At 33.6% G+C, this 19990-nt stretch carries 16 protein-coding genes; 15 read left to right on the top strand and 1 reads right to left on the bottom strand.

What is annotated here, in order from left to right; all coding sequences use genetic code 11:
• Window positions 1–174 precede the first annotated feature (174 nt).
• Window positions 175–1233 carry a glycosyltransferase family 4 protein gene (locus KA856_RS11005; protein ID WP_019469500.1) on the top strand — a complete coding sequence of 353 codons (1059 nt, stop codon included), beginning with the start codon at window positions 175–177 and terminating at the stop codon, window positions 1231–1233.
• Window positions 1234–1459: 226 nt separating this feature from the next.
• On the opposite strand, the gene KA856_RS11000 is transcribed toward KA856_RS11005, so the two are convergent.
• Window positions 1460–2101: a YigZ family protein gene (locus tag KA856_RS11000; protein WP_107504630.1), complete on the bottom strand. Its 642-nt coding sequence runs from the start codon at window positions 2099–2101 to the stop codon at window positions 1460–1462.
• 138 nt (window positions 2102–2239) lie between these two features.
• On the opposite strand from KA856_RS11000, the gene fakB1 reads away from it, so the two are divergent.
• From fakB1 to lgt, 14 genes are all read left to right on the top strand, one after another.
• Window positions 2240–3103, top strand: coding sequence for a fatty acid kinase binding subunit FakB1 (gene fakB1 / locus KA856_RS10995; protein WP_107383668.1), 864 nt, complete (start codon window positions 2240–2242; stop codon window positions 3101–3103).
• A gap of 261 nt (window positions 3104–3364) precedes the next feature.
• Window positions 3365–3775 (top strand): hypothetical protein, encoded by a 411-nt coding sequence (locus tag KA856_RS14060; RefSeq protein WP_348634521.1) that lies wholly within the window; start codon window positions 3365–3367, stop codon window positions 3773–3775.
• Entirely contained in the window at window positions 3756–4625 is an 870-nt protein-coding gene (locus KA856_RS10990) for a helicase-related protein (RefSeq protein ID WP_348634520.1), read from the top strand. Before KA856_RS14060 ends, KA856_RS10990 begins: the two co-directional genes overlap by 20 nt.
• Before the next feature lie 115 nt (window positions 4626–4740).
• A complete protein-coding gene (locus KA856_RS13925) occupies window positions 4741–5142 on the top strand; it encodes a ComF family protein (RefSeq protein ID WP_245344315.1) in 402 nt (133 codons plus the stop codon).
• Between the two features lie 225 nt (window positions 5143–5367).
• Window positions 5368–5934: a ribosome hibernation-promoting factor, HPF/YfiA family gene (gene hpf / locus KA856_RS10980; RefSeq protein WP_019469495.1), complete on the top strand. Its 567-nt coding sequence runs from the start codon at window positions 5368–5370 to the stop codon at window positions 5932–5934.
• Between the two features lie 290 nt (window positions 5935–6224).
• Window positions 6225–8756 carry a preprotein translocase subunit SecA gene (gene secA / locus KA856_RS10975; RefSeq protein WP_107383670.1) on the top strand — a complete coding sequence of 844 codons (2532 nt, stop codon included), beginning with the start codon at window positions 6225–6227 and terminating at the stop codon, window positions 8754–8756.
• Window positions 8757–8989: 233 nt separating this feature from the next.
• Window positions 8990–10115, top strand: a protein-coding gene (gene prfB / locus KA856_RS10970) for a peptide chain release factor 2 (protein ID WP_107383671.1) whose coding sequence is annotated in 2 segments (ribosomal slippage) — window positions 8990–9061 and window positions 9063–10115 — 1125 coding nt in all. Because the reading frame shifts where the segments join, the coding sequence is not laid out codon by codon here.
• A gap of 409 nt (window positions 10116–10524) precedes the next feature.
• Window positions 10525–11505, top strand: a complete 981-nt coding sequence (locus KA856_RS10965) for a COG3942 and LysM peptidoglycan-binding domain-containing protein (protein ID WP_107386212.1) — start codon at window positions 10525–10527, stop codon at window positions 11503–11505.
• Between the two features lie 357 nt (window positions 11506–11862).
• On the top strand, window positions 11863–12504 hold the full coding sequence (locus KA856_RS10960) for a YfbR-like 5'-deoxynucleotidase (RefSeq protein WP_019469491.1): 642 nt from the start codon (window positions 11863–11865) through the stop codon (window positions 12502–12504).
• Window positions 12505–12509: 5 nt separating this feature from the next.
• Entirely contained in the window at window positions 12510–12740 is a 231-nt protein-coding gene (locus KA856_RS10955; RefSeq protein ID WP_019469490.1) for a CsbA family protein, read from the top strand.
• 307 nt (window positions 12741–13047) lie between these two features.
• Window positions 13048–15033 (top strand): excinuclease ABC subunit UvrB, encoded by a 1986-nt coding sequence (uvrB, locus tag KA856_RS10950; RefSeq protein WP_181187461.1) that lies wholly within the window; start codon window positions 13048–13050, stop codon window positions 15031–15033.
• A gap of 5 nt (window positions 15034–15038) precedes the next feature.
• Window positions 15039–17876 (top strand): excinuclease ABC subunit UvrA, encoded by a 2838-nt coding sequence (gene uvrA / locus KA856_RS10945; RefSeq protein WP_107383674.1) that lies wholly within the window; start codon window positions 15039–15041, stop codon window positions 17874–17876.
• Window positions 17877–18217: 341 nt separating this feature from the next.
• Window positions 18218–19156 (top strand): HPr(Ser) kinase/phosphatase, encoded by a 939-nt coding sequence (gene hprK, locus KA856_RS10940; RefSeq protein ID WP_107383675.1) that lies wholly within the window; start codon window positions 18218–18220, stop codon window positions 19154–19156.
• Complete coding sequence (gene lgt / locus KA856_RS10935) at window positions 19153–19989, top strand: prolipoprotein diacylglyceryl transferase (protein ID WP_107386211.1); 837 nt, start codon at window positions 19153–19155, stop codon at window positions 19987–19989. Before hprK ends, lgt begins: the two co-directional genes overlap by 4 nt.
• Window position 19990: the final 1 nt, after the last annotated feature.

Genomic DNA, 19990 nt, shown 5'->3' with positions numbered 1-19990 from the left:
TTATAGACTTAATTGAATCATTTATAGAATTACTCGAAATATATAAAGTTAATTATGTTTTAAAAACACACATGTGTATATCCATTCCAAATATGATTTCATATTTGGAATATTTATAGAGATTTTAAATTCAAATTCAAAAATATAAAGACTTAAAATAATGAAGGTGAACTGATGTATACGTTATTATTAATCATTTTTTCAATGATTGTCAGTTTAATACTTACTCCCATTGTCATAAAGGTTTCCCATAAATTGGGTGTTGTTGATCAACCTAATTTTAGGAAAGTACATAAAAAACCAACTTCTGTCTTAGGTGGTACCGTGATACTACTTTCCTTTTTATTAGGGATTTGGTTAGGACATCCAATTGAAACAGAGGTGAAGCCACTCGTCATTGGGGCAGTATTAATCTACTTAGTAGGATTGATAGATGATATCTATGATTTAACGCCAATCGTAAAATTATTAGGCCAGGTGGTTGCAGCACTGGTTGTCGTTTATTATGGTGTAACCATTGATTTCATCTCTTTACCGATTGGACCAACAATACATTTTGGTATATTAGGTATCCCTATTACAGTGATTTGGATTGTTGCGATTACCAATGCAATCAACTTAATTGATGGTTTGGATGGTTTGGCTTCTGGTGTAGCAACAATCGCATTGATGACTATTGGGTTTATCGCAATATTACAAGCAAATATATTTATAATTATGATCTGTAGTGTGCTTATCGGTGCGTTATTAGGTTTCTTATGTTTTAATTTTCATCCTGCTAAAATATTTTTAGGGGATAGCGGCGCATTACTTGTTGGCTTTATTGTTGGTTTTCTTTCACTCTTAGGTTTTAAAAATATTACATTTGTGTCTTTATTCTTCCCGATTGTTATTTTAGCAGTACCGTTTATAGACACTTTATTTGCTATGATACGACGTGTGAAAAAGGGCCAACGTATTATGCAAGCGGATAAGTCACATCTACATCATAAATTACTAGAGTTAGGTTATTCACATCGTCAAACAGTTATTCTGATATATTCAATCGCATTGTTATTTAGTCTTTCAAGTATTATTTTATATTTATCGCAACCATGGGGCGTACTCATGATGCTTGTACTCATACTCATTACAATTGAACTCATTGTTGAATTTACAGGATTAATAGATGACGATTATAGACCACTCTTAAAATTAATTGAAAATAAAGAACGACATAAAAAAGATGAATAGTTAGACTACTAATTAGAACCTGAGATATTAATATCTCAGGTTCTAATTTTGTTTTATGAACAGCGATAAATTAAAGCAAAGACTGATATACTTACTTTTTTAAATTTTACTTTAATTACAAATATCAATGCATATCAGTAAGGTTTTTTCATTCTTTTAACTTTGTAGCAGGATAGATATTATTTATGATGGATGGTGCATATAAATAACTTGAAATAGCTATACTTCAGGTTGTTGGTATGTCAAATGGTAACATAATGATATCTTGCTCAACTAAATCATAGTTACCAGAAGTAATTTTATTTAGAAAAGCAATAAAATCATCATATTCCGCTTCTACCACATCTATTTGATAACTCACTTTGTCTGTGTAATTTGTGTTTCTTAAGAAGAAAGATGTTTGCGCTAATTCATATTCAAATTTACCAGTAAGATCATAATCAATAGTGATTGTAGTTGGTATTGCTGAGCGTAAAGCAACACGACCCACTTCATAAATGACATCTCTCACGGCGCCACTGTAGGCTCTTATTAAACCGCCGCCACCCAATTTTATACCACCGAAATAACGCGTAACTACGACACAAACATTGTGAACTTCTAGTTTTTTTAATATTTCTAGCATTGGTACACCTGCAGTTCCACTTGGTTCTCCATCATCATTTGCTTTTTGAATATTCATTTGTGCTCCAACCGTATAGGCAGAACAATTATGTGTTGCTTCTCGATGTTCTGATTTCACCAAGTTTATAAAGTCTTTAGCTTCTGCTTCAGAGTCAACAGGTTTGATATGGGCAATAAAGCGTGATTTGCTAATTACATTTTCTATCATATGTTCTTGCTTTATTGTTATGATTGATTCATCCATATTTAAACACTCCAGTCATAGTTTCAATCAATACATATTATTATACACGGTTCTGAATTCAAGTTTAATGTAAAAATAAATTTTCTTTTAATATAAAATAATGTATCATAGTTGTGAGTATAATTGAGGAGGATTATGATGAAAATTGCTGTATTAACAGATTCAACGAGTTATCTATCTCAAACATTAATTGATAAATATAATATAAATATTGCGCCACTAAGTGTAACTTTTGATAACGGTGAAAATTTTGTAGAAAATGCATCTATTTCAGCAGATGAATTTTATGAAAGAATGAAAACATCTAAAACAATTCCTACGACAAGCCAGCCGGCAATTGGTGAATTTATAACAAAATACGAGCAATTACGCGATGAAGGATATACAGATGTCATAGGCGTTTTCCTATCTTCAGGTATCAGTGGTACTTATCAAACAGCTACACAAGCGGGAGAAATGGTTGAAGGGATTAATGTGCATACATTTGATTCAAAAATTTCAGCGATGGCAATGGGGATTTACGTATTACGTGCAATTGAATTAATTGAACAAAACGATGAACCTCAGGCAATCATTAAAGAGCTTGAAGCAATGCGAGAAGTCACAGGTGCGAGATTGATGGTAGACGATTTGAAAAACTTGCAAAAAAGTGGTCGTATTACTGGTGCTCAAGCGTGGGTTGGTACGATGTTGAAAATGAAACCAGTTTTAAAATTTGAAGATGGTTTAATTTTACCTGATGAAAAAATACGTACTAAAAAACGAGCACTTAAAGAAATTATCAATAAAGTGATTGAAATCGTTAAAGATTATGAAGAGGTTACTTTATTAGTGATAGGTGGAGATGTTCGAGAAGATGCAGACTGGATGTACAATGAATTACAAAACAACTATCCACAATATAAATTATATCGTTCTTATTTAGGTCCTGTAGTCGCAGCTCATTTAGGCTCAGGGGGTATGGGATTAGGTTTCACAGGTAGGTCCGTACGTACAGACTAAATGGCAGGGCAGATTTGAAAATACTTTTATCATGTGTTAAGTAAAGTAGCGTTTTGCGAGAGATACTTGTTATAAATATAACTGTTCATTCAGTCATTAATACCAACAATAAGATGACAAATGAGTTGTTTAGTGTTTAAATTTCTGTATGATAAATCAATGAATCAATTATTTTATAGCGGGTCTTGAAATTAAAGTAAAGTTTAATTTTTGACTCGCTTTTTAGTTTGGAGGAAATAAACGATTAAATACTACGGAAGAATGATTAATGATAAGTCATTATTAACTGATGAACGTATAAGACAAACGACGAAAGGTGTTATATTAGATAACGGCTATTGGACGTGTTCGCAATGTCATTCACACCGACCAACGCATTTTTATAAATATCAATCTATGGTATTAAATAAGCCAATCGTCTACTGTAGAAATTGTATCAATATGGGGAGAATGGATAATACTACCGAGGTTTATATCATAGAAAGTCACAATGTAGTGACGCCTTGCCATTATCAATTATCATTCAAATTATCAGAGCAACAGCAATTTGCATCCGACAAAATTGTATCAGCGATTGCAAGCTTCCACTCTCTATTACTTCATGCTGTCACAGGTGCAGGTAAGACTGAGATGATATTTGAAGGAATTAAATATGCGAGGAACAGGTTATAATGTCGCAATCGTATCTCCACGGGTTGATGTCGTTTTAGAAGTGAGCATGAGGATTAAAGCAGCATTCCGCGAAGAAGAAATAGATGTATTACATCAATCATCACAGCAACAGTTTAATGGTCATTTTATTATTGCCACAGTTCATCAACTTTATCGTTTCAAACAACATTTTGATGTAATTATTGTAGATGAAGTTGATGCCTTTCCATTACCCACAGAACCAACGTTGATAAAAGCATTACAGCGAGCCTCGAAATTAAAACACTGTCATATATTAATGACTGCTACACCCACAAAATCATTAATTAGACAAATTAGCAATTTAGAAATCATTCAATTACCCGCGCGTTTTCATAGACATCCTTTACCAGTGCCTCAATTTAAATTTCTGAGAATTAATCCCAATAAAAAGCAATATCAATTATTACGATTTTTACAACATCAAGTCAGTCAACAACGATATACGCTCGTCTTTTTTAACGACATTATTTTAATGAAACAATTGTATCAATTATATAAAGATGCGTTACCATCTTTAATATATGTTTACAGTAATGATGTGTTTCGATTTGATAAAGTAAAGCGTTTGAGAGATGGCGAACACGCCATTGTTTTCACCACTACTATTCTAGAAAGAGGCTTTACTATGGCAAAACTCGATGTTGTGATCATAAATAGCCACCAGTTTGAGACGAGTGCCATCATTCAAATATCAGGAAGAGTTGGAAGAAAAGCGGAAGCACCAACAGGAAGCGTATTTTGTATGCATGAAGGCATCACGCTGTCTATGCTTCAAGCTCAATATCAGATAAAGAAAATGAATAAACTTGCAAAAAAAGAGGGTGGATAGACTGACAGCGATATGTTTATATTGTCACACTTATTATTCAGAACCGTTAAATGCATTTACCTTTTATAAAAAAGCTTCAAAATTGTGCCATATTTGTAATCATCAATGGGATATAATGAAATTAAATGCGACGAATCGCTGCCCAACATGTATGAAGTTACTTAATGAAACAGAAAAATTATGCTCAGATTGTACCGAATTATCTTTGAAATTTAAATTAATGAATAAATTATATTGTTTTTACCGATACGACGGTATTGTAAAAGAAATGATTCAACAATATAAATTTAAAAGAGATGTTGCAATAGCAGAAATAATTGCAGAAAGAGTTAAATTGCCTCATTACAAATATGATTACATTATCCCCATACCGTCTCCTCTATATAGAGATAGGGAAAGAACGTTTAATCCTATACAATCAGTATTAGACTTAAAAAAGGTTAAATATCATTGTCTGCTTGCCACACACTCATGTATAAAACAATCAGAATTAAGTAAACAAAAACGCATGCAATGACCGAATCCTTTTGAAATAACACGATATGTAGATTTAAAAGAAAAAAATATTTTGTTGATAGATGACATATATACTACAGGCTTAACGGTTCATAATGCAGGACAATTGTTATTTGATAGAAAAATCAGAAAATTCGATGTGTTTACGTTTGCACGGTAAGCTATTCGTGGTATTATAGATATAAGCACTATTACCAATATAGAGGTTTTAAAGGAGTCGATTACTATGATCAGATTTGAAATTCACGGAGAGAACCTCACTATTACTGATGCGATTCGCAACTATATTGAGGAGAAAATTGGTAAATTAGAACGTTACTTTAACAATGTGCCAAATGCAACTGCACACGTTAAAGTTAAAACGTACCAAAACTCAGCAACTAAAATAGAAGTAACTATTCCATTGAAAAATGTTACGCTTAGAGCGGAAGAACGTCATGATGATTTATACGCTGGTATTGATTTAATTAATAGCAAATTAGAAAGACAAGTTAGAAAATATAAAACGCGTGTAAACCGTAAAAATAGAAAGAATGACGAACCAGAAGCATTCGCATCATTACCTGAAGAACAAGAGGCAGAAAAACTACAAAATGATGACAATGATAGTGAAATTGAGATTATTCGTTCAAAAAATTTCAGCTTAAAACCTATGGATTCTGAAGAAGCGGTATTGCAAATGGATTTATTAGGCCATGATTTCTTCATTTTTACAGATCGCGAAACAGATGGTACAAGTATTGTCTATAAAAGAAAAGATGGCAAATATGGACTGATTGAAACAACTGAATAATTCAATTGCATTAGTATCATATTTGTAAAAGTAGTAGCGTCCATGATTGAGTGAAATCATGGACGCTCATTTTTTGCTATGTTATTATGTAATAATTTGAAAGTGAACATGTATGTTGTGTATATTTTTATTGAGGCAGTATTTCAATATGTATTCCGAAACATGTAAGCAAAATATAGCGTAGGTAGTACGATAAACGTAATAAGTGTAAATTTAAGCTTATAAATGATATTATAAATTGTTGTAAACGAAGAGTTATAATGAGTTATAAAGCTAAAGGAGCGAACAGAATGGGTTTTTTATCAAAAATTGCAGATGGCAATAAAAGAGAAATAAAACGCCTTGGTAAATTAGCCGACAAAGTCCTCGCATTAGAAGAGGATATGTCGATATTAACTGATGAAGAAATTAAAGAAAAAACGAAAAATTTTCAAGCGCAAGTTCAAGAAGAAGAAGATATTAAAAAGCAAAATAAAATTTTAGATGATATTTTACCAGAAGCATTTGCTTTAGTTAGAGAAGGATCAAAACGTGTGTTTAACATGATTCCTTATAAAGTACAAGTTATGGGTGGTATAGCGATCCACGGCGGCGATATTTCTGAAATGAGAACCGGTGAAGGTAAAACATTGACGGCGACAATGCCAGTTTATTTAAATGCTTTATCAGGACGCGGTGTACATGTTATTACAGTCAATGAATATTTATCTAGCATACAGAGTGAAGAAATGGCTGAATTATACGAATTTCTTGGATTAAGTGTTGGTTTGAACTTAAATAGTAAAACGACCGCAGAGAAAAGAGAAGCTTACGCAAGTGATATCACTTATAGTACCAACAACGAATTAGGATTTGATTACTTACGTGATAACATGGTGAATTATGCGGAAGAACGCGTGATGCGATCACTTAATTTTGCGATTATTGATGAGGTAGACTCAATTTTAATTGATGAAGCACGTACGCCATTGATTATTTCAGGTGAAGCAGAGAAATCAACTTCACTTTATACTCAAGCAAATGTTTTTGCTAAAATGCTTAAAAGCGAAGATGATTATAATTATGATGAAAAAACAAAAGCAGTCCAATTAACCGAGCAGGGTATTGATAAAGCAGAACGCATGTTTAAAATTGATAACCTTTACGATGTGAAAAATGTTGATATTATCAGTCATATCAATACTGCGTTACGTGCACATGTTACTTTACAAAGAGATGTAGATTATATGGTGAATAACGGTGAAGTATTGATTGTTGACCAATTTACAGGACGTACAATGCCTGGACGTCGTTTTTCAGAAGGATTACACCAAGCAATTGAAGCTAAAGAAGGTGTGAAAATTCAAAACGAATCAAAAACGATGGCTTCAATTACATTCCAAAACTATTTTAGAATGTATAATAAATTATCCGGTATGACAGGTACTGCAAAAACAGAAGAAGAAGAGTTTAGAAATATTTACAATATGACAGTTACGCAAATTCCTACCAACAGACCAGTACAACGTATTGATAAACCTGATTTAATTTATATCAGTCAAAAAGGTAAATTTGATGCAGTTGTAGAAGATGTCATTCAAAAGCATAAACAAGGTCAACCAGTCTTGTTGGGGACTGTTGCTGTTGAAACAAGTGAATATATTTCTAATTTATTGAAAAAACACGGTGTACGTCATGATGTTTTAAATGCGAAAAATCACGAACGTGAAGCGGACATTATTGCAAGTGCTGGCCAGCGTGGTGCAGTGACAATTGCTACCAACATGGCCGGTCGTGGTACGGACATCAAATTAGGCGATGGTGTTGAAGAAATAGGCGGCTTAGCAGTAATTGGTACAGAACGTCATGAATCTCGTCGTATAGATGACCAATTACGTGGTCGTTCAGGTCGTCAAGGAGATAAAGGTGATAGCCGTTTCTATTTATCGCTACAAGATGAGTTAATGGTGCGCTTTGGTTCGGAACGTTTACAAAATATGATGAACCGATTGGGCATGGATGATTCAACGCCGATCGAATCTAAAATGGTTTCACGTGCTGTTGAATCAGCTCAAAAACGTGTTGAAGGTAATAACTTTGATGCTCGTAAACGTGTCCTTGAGTATGACGATGTACTGCGTAAGCAGCGTGAAATTATCTATAGTGAACGTAATGATATTATTGACAGCGACGAAAGTGGCGAATTAATCAATGCAATGCTACGCTCTACGTTAGAAAGAAGTATTCATTATTATGTAAATGAAGAAGATGACGAACCTGACTATGAGCCATTCATCAATTATGTAGAAGATGTTTTCTTAAATGAAGGCGAATTAAAAGTTGAAGATATTAATGGAAAAGATAGTGACGATATTTTTGAGGTTGTATGGTCAAAAATAGAAATAGCCTTAAAAGATCAAAAAGAGAAAATAGGTACTCAGTTTGATGAATTTGAGCGTATGATTTTACTCCGTTCCATTGACACGCATTGGACAGACCATATTGATACTATGGATCAACTACGTCAGGGTATTCATCTACGTTCATATGGTCAACAAAATCCATTACGTGACTATCAGAATGAAGGTCACCAATTATTTGATACTATGATGCAAAACATTGAAGAAGATGTGAGTAAATATATTCTCAAATCAGTAATTTCAGTAGAAGATGATGTAGAACGTGATAAAACAACTGATTTTGGTAAAGCTGAGCATGTATCAGCAGAAGATGGAAAAGAAAAAGCGAAAGCAGAGCCTTATGTCAAAGATGAACATATAGGCAGAAATGACCCATGTCCTTGTGGTAGCGGTAAGAAATATAAAAACTGTCATGGCGCTTAAACTTATCTAAATGATAAACGTGTGAGACAGGATTTATTACTTTTTGTATATCAAGCATCTTTTGCAGTTAAATTGTGGCGTTTAACTGTGAAAGATGTTTTTTTTAATAATTTAAGGATAGAGGCTAGTGCTTAAGTTGAAATTGGCAGTTTATATTTTGTATCATATGTATGATAGTGTAGTAATTGATATATCAAATATATTTCATTCGTAAAAATTAGGAGAGATGCACAATGGAATTATCTGAAATTAAGCGTAATTTAGATGCTTATAATGAAAAGTTAGAACAACTTAGGGGGTCTCTTTGACTTAGAAGAAAAAGAGACAAACATACAAGAATACGAAGAAATGATGACAGATCCTTCATTTTGGGATGATCAAGATAAAGCTCAAGAAATTATAGATAAGAATAATGCTTTAAAATCGGTTGTTAATGCCTACAGAGATTTAGAAGCAAACATTGAAGATATGGAAACAACACGAGAATTATTGTTAGAAGAAGACGATACATCGATGAAAGATGATTTAGAAGCAAGTGTCATCCATTTTCAAAACGAGCTAAACCAATTTGAGTTACAATTATTGTTAGATGGGCCTTATGATGCGAATGATGCAATTATTGAATTGCATCCTGGTGCAGGTGGTACAGAATCTCAAGATTGGACAAATATGCTGTTGAGAATGTACCAACGTTACTGTGAACAAAAAGGCTTTAAAGTTGAAATTGCAGACTATTTGCCTGGGGATGAAGCGGGTGTTAAGAGTGTAACAATGATTGTGAAAGGTCATAATGCATATGGCTATTTAAAAGCTGAGAAAGGTGTGCATCGACTTGTACGTATATCACCATTTGACTCATCTGGTCGCCGACATACATCTTTTGCTTCTTGTGATGTCATACCACAGTTTAATAACACTGAAATAGAAGTGGAGATAAATTCTGATGATATTACCGTTGATACATTTAGAGCTTCAGGTGCAGGTGGTCAACATATCAATAAAACAGAATCAGCTATTAGAATTACCCACCATCCAACGGGTATTGTGGTAAATAACCAGAATGAACGTTCACAAATCAAAAACAGAGAAGCTGCAATGAAAACATTGAAGTCTAAACTCTATCAATTAAAAATAGAAGAACAAGAACAAGAAATGGCCGAAATCCGTGGTGAACAAAAAGAAATTGGATGGGGAAGCCAAATTAGATCTTATGTATTCCATCCATATGCGATGGTTAAAGATCACAGAACAAACGAAGAAACAGGTAAAGTAGATGCAGTTATGGATGGTGATTTAGGACCGTTTATTGAAGCGTATTTACGAAATCAAATGAATCTAAATCATTCAGCAAAAGATTAATACTTAAATAGATGTTAATATTATACTAACTTTATGAGTGAGCAGGGAACCAATTTATAAATAATTGTTTTCTAGCTCACTCATATTTTTATAGAGTAATATAGTATGTAAGATGAGCTATTCAATTAAAATGATTGCTTAAATTTTATTAGTAATTTTTAATAAATAGCTTCTTATATGTAAAATACAAATTGAAATATTACAGTTGAATTTAACCGATGTGTTACTATGATTAAAATTATTGTGATAAAAGTAAGAAAGGCTTGATTAAAGGCCAATGAGGCGTTCAGTTAATAATTATCTTTTGCATTACAAAATGATAACAATGCTAAAAGTATTAAGCGGATATGCTATATTATGATTGATTAAATATCGAATAAATTTAGACAGCAAAGGATTGAAACACATAATGAAGAAAGGCTTAACTTTTTCTCTAACTTCTGCAGCACTGTTTTTTGGCGTGAATGGTCTAGCATCAGCTGATCAAGTACATACAGTGAAAGAAGATACTGATTTATCAAATATAGCGCAAGCATTCGCAACAACGACTAATACAATACAATCATTAAATCATATGGAGCTTGTACAGTCGGTTAAATCTGGACAAACGCTAGTACTCCCTGACGAAGATATTGTGGAAGTGAAAGAAGGCGATACACTACAAGGTATTGCGAATAAACATCAAATAAGTTTAAATGAACTTTATCAATTGAATCCGTATATTACAGAGACAATTCATCCTGGGCAGCTCATTGCTGTTTCTGAAAAAGGTTCATCACATTTAAATAACCAATTTCAAAGCACATACACACAAAGTAATTCAGAAAGTTACACACAAAATGACTTAGAAAATAATTCGAATAGTGATCAATTCACAATAGGTGTAACAACTGAAAACAATAATACGTTCACAAAATTAGCGAACCATTCTTTACCAGTAAAGCAGCAATCTTGGTCAAATGATAGTATTGATGAACGCGATACTACATCAAACGTTGACAGTATTCATAACAATGGTTATCAACCGAAATACTACACAGCTCAAGAGCAGAAACACTACGCATCCGGTGGGCAGAATTATTATGATTGGGGTCAGTGCACATACTACGCTTTTGATAGACGTCAACAATTAGGTAAATCTGTAGGAACACTTTGGGGCAATGCGAATAACTGGGCTTCAGCTGCACGTCAAAATGGTTATGTTGTTAATTCTACACCTGAAGTAGGCGCTATCTTACAAAGTAATGCTGGAAATTATGGTCATGTAGGCATAGTAGAACGTCAAAATAGTGACGGATCCATTTTGGTTTCGGAAATGAACTGGCAAGGTGTAGGACAAAAATCTTATAGAACCATTCATAATTCGGGACAATATAACTATATTCATTAAAAAGATAAAAACGTATACTTAGAAATTTCACTAGCAATTGAACAAATATATTTAAACTAATAGCCCGAGACATAAATAGTGTCTCGGGCTTATTATCATAATGGGCATTGGTGTAGGCATTATATATCAGAGGTGTCATTTTTTACGCTCAGTACTTTTTCAATAAAATTTGTTATGGGCGCATCATTTTTTGAAATGATGTAAAATGAATAAAACTTGAAAGACAAATAAATAGGTTATATTTTGAAAATAGAACGATTCGATGATATTTAACGGCATTAAAAAGACATTTTACATGTGGAATGATATTATAAAATCAAGTATAATCATTCATTAAATAAATGAGGAGGCGCTATCATGGGAGTACATCAATATTTTAAACGTTTATCAGACTTAGAAAAATTAATACGATTGCCTGGGAAATTTAAATATTTTGAGCATAATGTTGCTGCACATTCCTTTAAAGTGACTAAAATTGCTCAATATTTAGGTACAGTAGAAGAATATCACGGCAATAAAGTAGATTGGAAAAGCTTATACGAAAAAGCCTTAAACCATGATTTCGCCGAAATTTTTACAGGAGATATTAAAACGCCAGTCAAATATGCGAGTGGAGAATTAAAAAAATTATTCTCACAAGTAGAAGAAGAAATGGTAGATCATTTTATAAACGAAGAAATACCAGAACAATATCAATCCATATATCGAGAACGACTGCAAGAAGGAAAAGATGATTCACTAGAAGGTCAAATTTTATCTGTTGCTGATAAAATTGATTTGTTATATGAAACATTTGGTGAAATTCAAAAACGTAATCCTGAGCCACTATTTTTTGAAATATACGAAATGTCATTAGAAACAATTATGCAATTTGACCATTTGAATTCAGTGCAAGATTTTATAGAAAATATTATTCCTGAAATGCTTACAGAGAGATTTATACCAAAATCGGAATTACGAGAAACAACGATGTCTATTTTAAATAATAGGAACGGGTGACATGAATGATCTGGTATATACTAGCATCTTTTTTCCCCTGCATACTTGTCGTATTGTTTAGCGTACTGACAAGAAGTAAATGGGTAGGTACTATTTTAACTTTGATTTTAATAGGAACTTCAATTGAAAAAGGTTTTTTTCATGATGAATGGATTATTTTTATAGATGTTGCTTCATTATTAGCAGGTTACTTAATTATCGATCAATTAGAACTCCATAAAAAAGAAGATGATTAGGTAATAAGTGTTAAGCAACTTAATTGATACAACATGACAAAAAGTATATAATTATTTAACTTCATTTTATCAGAATAAAAATTTATTAACGCAAACAAACATGGTCATGTACTGTGTTTGTTTTTATATAGTGAAACACTAATTTACGAACAAATGTTTGTGTTGAAGGTTATAAATCTGTTAAAATATAAACTGTTAATAACATACGTATGTAAAATATAGTTATATCAACTAAAATAAGTCGCGTGTTAAATGAGATATTTAAATTACGTTCGAGCAGATAGAAATATAATAGGAGGCATGTGTCATTATGGAACACTACCCATTTAAATTACAATCGGATTTTGATCCTAAAGGGGACCAACCAGAAGCGATTCGACAAATTGTAGATGGTGTGAATGCAGGGAAGAGACATCAGACATTACTAGGAGCTACGGGTACTGGGAAGACATTTACAATGAGTAATGTGATTCAACAAGTTGGTAAGCCAACTTTAATTATCGCCCATAATAAAACGTTAGCGGGTCAATTATATAGTGAATTTAAAGAATTCTTTCCTGAGAATAGAGTCGAGTACTTCGTCAGTTACTACGATTATTATCAACCAGAGGCCTATGTACCATCAACTGACACATTTATTGAAAAAGATGCGTCAATTAATGACGAAATTGACCAATTACGTCACTCTGCGACAAGCGCATTATTTGAACGAGATGACGTCATTATCATTGCTAGTGTGAGCTGTATCTATGGTTTAGGTAATCCAGAAGAATATCGTGACTTAGTTGTCAGTGTCCGCGTAGGTATGGAAATGGACAGAAGCGAGTTACTTAAAAAATTAGTAGATGTGCAATACACAAGAAATGATATTGATTTTAGACGTGGTACATTTCGTGTTAGAGGCGATGTTGTAGAAATCTTCCCAGCTTCTCGTGAAGAAATGTGCATTCGTGTTGAATTTTTCGGGGATGAAATTGATAGAATACGTGAAGTTAATTATTTAACTGGAGAAGTGTTGAGAGAGCGCGATCACTTTGCAATTTTCCCAGCTTCCCACTTCGTTACCCGAGAAGAAAAAATGAAATCTGCCATCCAACGTATTGAAAATGAACTTGAAGAACGTTTGTCAGAGTTGCGTTCCGAGAATAAATTGCTTGAAGCTCAACGCCTAGAACAAAGAACAAATTATGATTTGGAAATGATGAGAGAGATGGGATTTTGTTCAGGTATCGAAAACTATTCTGTACATTTGACACTAAGACCTATGGGTTCAACACCTTATACATTGCTCGACTATTTTGGAGATGATTGGCTTGTGATGATTGATGAGTCACATGTGACATTACCACAAGTCAGAGGTATGTATAACGGCGACCGTGCGCGTAAGCAAGTACTTGTTGATCATGGTTTTAGGTTACCAAGTGCTTTAGACAATAGACCGTTAAAATTTGAAGAATTTGAAGAAAAAACGAAACAACTTGTATATGTGTCTGCAACACCAGGACCTTATGAATTAGAACATACAGATGAAATGGTGGAACAAATTATTCGCCCAACAGGATTATTAGATCCTAAGATAGAAGTTAGACCGACAGAAAATCAAATTGATGACTTGCTTAGTGAAATACAAGAACGTATTAATCGAAATGAACGTGTATTAGTAACAACATTGACTAAAAAGATGAGTGAAGACTTGACCACGTATTTGAAAGAAGCAGGCATTAATGTGAATTATTTACATTCAGAAATTAAAACTTTAGAACGTATTGAAATTATTCGAGATTTACGTGTGGGTACCTATGATGTGATTGTTGGTATTAACTTGTTAAGAGAGGGTATTGATATACCAGAAGTATCTCTTGTTGTCATATTAGATGCAGATAAAGAAGGCTTCTTACGCTCGCAAAGATCACTTGTCCAAACAGTAGGTCGTGCAGCGCGTAATAGTGGCGGTGAAGTTATTATGTATGGAGATAAAATTACAGATTCAATGCGTTACGCACTAGATGAAACAGAGCGTCGTAGATCGATTCAACAAGCATATAATGAAAAATATAATATTACGCCTACCACAATTAATAAAAAAATTCATGATGTTATCAGTGCTACTGTTGAAACAGATGAAACAAACGAAGCGCAACGTACGGAAGTACCTAAAAAAATGACGAAAAAAGAGCGTGAAAAAACCATTAGTAATATAGAAAAAGAAATGAAACAAGCAGCTAAAGATTTAGACTTTGAAAAAGCAACTGAACTCAGAGATATGTTGTTTGAATTAAAAGCAGAAGGGTGACGAAAATGAAGCAACCATCCATTGTAGTTAAAGGGGCACGTGCCCACAATTTAAAAGATGTTGATATTGAAATACCTAAAAATGAACTTATAGTAATGACGGGGCTATCTGGCTCAGGCAAATCTTCATTAGCTTTTGATACGATTTATGCAGAAGGGCAACGTAGATATGTAGAATCATTAAGTGCTTATGCAAGACAGTTTTTAGGACAAATGGATAAGCCAGATGTTGATACTATTGAAGGTTTGTCTCCTGCGATTTCAATAGACCAAAAAACAACGAGTAAAAATCCAAGATCTACGGTTGCCACTGTTACTGAAATATATGATTATATTCGTCTATTATATGCACGTATTGGAAAGCCATATTGCCCAAATCATGGTATAGAAATTGAATCTCAAACTGTACAACAAATGGTCGATCAAGTTTTACAACTTGAAGAACGCAGTAAGATTCAATTATTGGCGCCTGTTGTAAATCATAGAAAAGGTGCGCATGAAAAGTTAATTGATGACATTAGTAAAAAAGGATACGTACGTGTGCGCGTTGATGGCGAAATTACGGATGTAAATGAAGTGCCAAATTTAGATAAAAATAAGAACCATACGATAGAAGTTGTTGTAGACCGCCTTGTAATCAAAGAAGGTATTGAAACACGTCTAGCTGATTCTATAGAAACGGCGTTACAATTAGCTGAAGGTAATTTAATCGTAGATATCATTGGTGATGATGAACTAAAATTTTCTGAAAATCATGCTTGTCCTATTTGTGGATTTTCAATCGGAGAATTAGAGCCACGCATGTTTAGTTTTAACAGCCCATTTGGAGCTTGTCCAACTTGTGATGGTTTAGGACAAAAACTAATGGTAGATTTAGACTTAGTTGTTCCTGATAAGGAGAAATCATTGAATGAAGGTGCAATTGTTGCTTGGGAATCTTCAAGTTCAGACTTTTATCCAACATTATTAAATCGTGTCTGTGAAGTATATAAAATAAATATGGATAAACCATTCAAAAAATTAACAGAACGCCAAAAAGATATTATTCTTTATGGTTCCAAAGATAAAGAAATTGAATTTACATTCAAACAGCGCAACGGCCAAACAAGAAAACGTACGATGGCGTTTGAAGGTGTTATAAATAATATCAATAGACGTTATCATGATTCACCGTCAGAACTCGTAAGAGAAATGATGAGTAAATACATGACAGAACTTACTTGTGAAACATGTCATGGCAAACGTTTAAGTCGCGAAGCTTTGTCTGTGTATGTGGACGGGAAAAATATCGGTGAAGTGGTAGAACACTCTATTAAAGATGCACTGTATAACTATGAACATATCACATTATCAGAGCAAGACAGAAAAATTGCTAATCAAATTTTAAAAGAGATTAATTCTAGATTAGAATTTTTATATAATGTAGGATTAGAGTATTTAACACTAAATCGTGCTTCTGGTTCTTTGTCAGGTGGTGAGGCGCAACGTATACGTTTAGCAACTCAGATTGGTTCAAGACTATCTGGTGTATTATATGTTTTAGACGAGCCTTCTATAGGATTACATCAGCGTGATAATGATCGGTTAATTAGCACATTAAAAGAAATGCGAGATTTAGGTAACACTTTAATCGTTGTTGAACATGACGATGATACGATGCGTGCTGCAGATTATTTAGTAGATGTAGGACCAGGTGCTGGTGACCACGGCGGTGAAATTGTTGCTAGTGGTACGCCAAAACAAGTTATGGCAAATACAAAGTCTTTAACTGGTCAATATTTGAGTGGTAAGAAGAAAATTCAGGTGCCAGAATCACGTCGTGAAGTTACGGATAGAAAGATTAGTGTCAAAGGCGCACGCAGTAATAATTTGAAAGATGTTAATGTAGACTTTCCACTTTCAACGATGAACGTTGTTACGGGTGTGTCTGGTTCCGGTAAGAGTACATTAGTCAATGAAGTACTTTATAAATCATTAGCTAAAAAGATAAATAAATCTAAAGTTAAACCAGGTGATTATGATGAAATTAACGGTATAGATCAACTTGATCGTATTATCGATATTGATCAATCGCCAATTGGTAGGACACCACGTTCTAATCCGGCAACGTATACGGGTGTTTTTGATAACATACGAGATATCTTTGCTCAAACAAACGAAGCAAAAGTCAGAGGTTATTCTAAAGGTCGCTTTAGTTTTAATGTTAAAGGTGGTCGCTGTGAAGCATGTAAAGGTGACGGTATCATTAAAATAGAAATGCACTTTTTACCGGATGTCTATGTTCCTTGTGAAGTTTGTGGCGGCTCGAGATATAACCGTGAAACACTAGAAGTAACATACAAAGGTAAAAACATTGCGGACGTCTTGGCTATGACTGCCGAAGAAGCAACAAACTTTTTTGAAAATGTCCCTAAAATACATCGAAAATTGAAAACTTTAGTAGATGTTGGTTTAGGTTATGTTACTTTAGGACAACCGGCTACGACATTATCTGGTGGTGAAGCACAACGTGTTAAACTTGCTTCAGAATTGCATAAACGCTCTACTGGCCGTTCAATATATATATTAGATGAGCCAACAACTGGTTTGCATGTTGATGATATTAGCCGATTATTAAAAGTGTTAAATAAATTGGTTGATAACGGTGACACAGTTGTCATCATTGAACACAATTTAGACGTTATTAAAATGGCTGATTATATTATTGATTTAGGTCCAGAAGGCGGTGACGGTGGTGGTACCATCGTTGCGACAGGTACACCAGAGGATATTGCAAAAGTGAAAGGAAGCTACACTGGACAATATTTAAAACCAGTATTAGAAAGAGATACAGTTCAAGCATAATAGTTTATTGATTAACCTCTGTAAAAATATATAAAATATTAGCTACTCCATACAAGAAGACATTTTCATGTGTCTGGAATGTATGGAGTAGTTTTTTCGATATCTAACATTTTATTCCATTCAAGCTTATCCAACCTTGCTGGATTGTAACGACGTAATCATTTAAAATAAATGAGATTACTGAACCATTTTTAGTAATTTTATTCAAAAATAATATAGGGTATGATAAAAACGATAGGATTTATTTTAGACTTCTGTACTTTTTTATATAGATTATCAGTCCTTTTTGATATGATAATGACATATGAAATTTCAGGAGAAATATTAATAGAGGTGAACCTATGTTAACAACAAAGAGTTTAATTGAACGCTTTAACCTTGAGCTTATAGCTGGGGAGTCAGGCTTAAATAAACAAATAAAAAATACAGATATATCAAGACCAGGATTAGAAATGGCTGGATATTTTTCGCACTATGCCTCTGACCGCATTCAATTGTTAGGAACAACAGAATTATCATTTTATAATCTACTACCGGATGAAGAGCGCAAAGGACGCATGAAAAAATTATGTCGACCAGAAACACCAGCAATTATTGTGACAAGAGATTTAGAGCCACCAGAAGAGCTTGTAGCATCAGCGAAAGAATTTGATACACCACTTATCACGTCAACAATTGCAACAACACAATTAATGAGTCGTTTAACGACTTTCTTAGAACATGAACTTGCACGAACAACTTCGTTGCATGGTGTTCTAGTAGATGTGTATGGTGTTGGTGTACTTATAACAGGAGACTCAGGTATCGGTAAAAGTGAAACGGCACTTGAACTAATTAAACGTGGTCACAGACTTGTCGCGGATGACAATGTAGAGATTAGAGAAATTAGTAAAGATGAACTGATTGGTAGACCCCCTAAATTAATAGAACATTTATTAGAAATTAGAGGTTTAGGTATTATAAATGTAATGACACTCTTTGGTGCAGGTTCCATTTTGACCGAAAAGCGTTTACGTTTAAATATTCATTTAGAAAATTGGCATAAAGATAAATTGTATGATCGCGTTGGTTTGAATGAAGAAACATTGCGCATTTTAGACACTGAGATTACTAAAAAGACAATACCAGTTAGACCAGGTCGTAACGTAGCAGTTATCATTGAAGTTGCAGCGATGAACTATAGACTTAATATTATGGGGATTAACACTGCAGAAGAATTCAATGATCGCTTAAATGCTGAAATTATGCGTAATGGTAGCAACAATAAGGAGAATAAATGATGATATTGAATTACATTGATCCAATTGCATTTGAGCTTGGTCCAATATCGGTTCATTGGTATGGCATTATCATCGCCGCGGGTATACTATTAGGTTATTTTATCGCTCAAGAAAGTATTAAACGCATAGGTTTTGATAAAGATATATTGATTGATATCATCTTTTGGAGTGCAATTTTTGGTTTTATCGTAGCTAGAATTTATTTTGTTATTTTCCAATGGCCTTATTATGCACAACATCCTATAGAAATACCTATGATTTGGTATGGAGGAATCGCGATTCATGGTGGTCTGATTGGCGGTTTTATCACAGGTATCATTGTATGCAGACAAAAAAATATCAATCCATTTCAAATTGGTGATGTGATTGCACCGAGTTTGATTTTAGGACAAGGTATTGGCAGATGGGGTAACTTTATGAATCATGAAGCCCATGGTGGTCCTGTATCTAAATCATTTTTAGAAAATATGCATATACCGGACTTTATTATTAACAATATGTACATTGATGGTCAATATTATCACCCAACGTTTTTATACGAATCTATATGGGATATTCTAGGATTTGTTATATTAATTACATTGAGAAAGCATTTACGTATAGGTGATACTTTTGCACTATATCTTATCTGGTATTCTATAGGTAGATTCTTTGTAGAAGGTTTGCGTACAGATAGTTTGATGCTCACGAGTGATATACGTGTTGCGCAACTCATGTCTGTCTTACTTATTGTTGCGGGCATTGTCCTTATGATAATTAGAAGAGTGAGATATAATGCACCAAGATATAAAGATGTTGGCCCTTTAACATGGTCAAAGCAAAAGGTGAAGTGAT

Origin of the sequence: Staphylococcus sp. GDB9P120P, from assembly GCF_017893435.1 — a bacterium.
GTDB classification, from domain to species: Bacteria; Bacillota; Bacilli; order Staphylococcales; family Staphylococcaceae; genus Staphylococcus; species Staphylococcus cohnii.
This window is presented reverse-complemented; position numbering and strand designations above follow the sequence as displayed.

Coding starts and splice junctions, on each gene's coding strand:
- secA (WP_107383670.1), top strand. CDS start 6,225: ATGGGTTTTTTATCAAAAATTGCAGATGGCAATAAAAGAGAAATAAAA.
- uvrA (WP_107383674.1), top strand. CDS start 15,039: ATGAAGCAACCATCCATTGTAGTTAAAGGGGCACGTGCCCACAATTTA.
- lgt (WP_107386211.1), top strand. CDS start 19,153: ATGATGATATTGAATTACATTGATCCAATTGCATTTGAGCTTGGTCCA.
- KA856_RS10955 (WP_019469490.1), top strand. CDS start 12,510: ATGATCTGGTATATACTAGCATCTTTTTTCCCCTGCATACTTGTCGTA.
- KA856_RS10990 (WP_348634520.1), top strand. CDS start 3,756: ATGCGAGGAACAGGTTATAATGTCGCAATCGTATCTCCACGGGTTGAT.
- KA856_RS14060 (WP_348634521.1), top strand. CDS start 3,365: ATGATTAATGATAAGTCATTATTAACTGATGAACGTATAAGACAAACG.
- KA856_RS10965 (WP_107386212.1), top strand. CDS start 10,525: ATGAAGAAAGGCTTAACTTTTTCTCTAACTTCTGCAGCACTGTTTTTT.
- hpf (WP_019469495.1), top strand. CDS start 5,368: ATGATCAGATTTGAAATTCACGGAGAGAACCTCACTATTACTGATGCG.
- KA856_RS11000 (WP_107504630.1), bottom strand. CDS start 2,101: ATGGATGAATCAATCATAACAATAAAGCAAGAACATATGATAGAAAAT.
- KA856_RS10960 (WP_019469491.1), top strand. CDS start 11,863: ATGGGAGTACATCAATATTTTAAACGTTTATCAGACTTAGAAAAATTA.
- KA856_RS13925 (WP_245344315.1), top strand. CDS start 4,741: ATGAAATTAAATGCGACGAATCGCTGCCCAACATGTATGAAGTTACTT.
- hprK (WP_107383675.1), top strand. CDS start 18,218: ATGTTAACAACAAAGAGTTTAATTGAACGCTTTAACCTTGAGCTTATA.
- fakB1 (WP_107383668.1), top strand. CDS start 2,240: ATGAAAATTGCTGTATTAACAGATTCAACGAGTTATCTATCTCAAACA.
- KA856_RS11005 (WP_019469500.1), top strand. CDS start 175: ATGTATACGTTATTATTAATCATTTTTTCAATGATTGTCAGTTTAATA.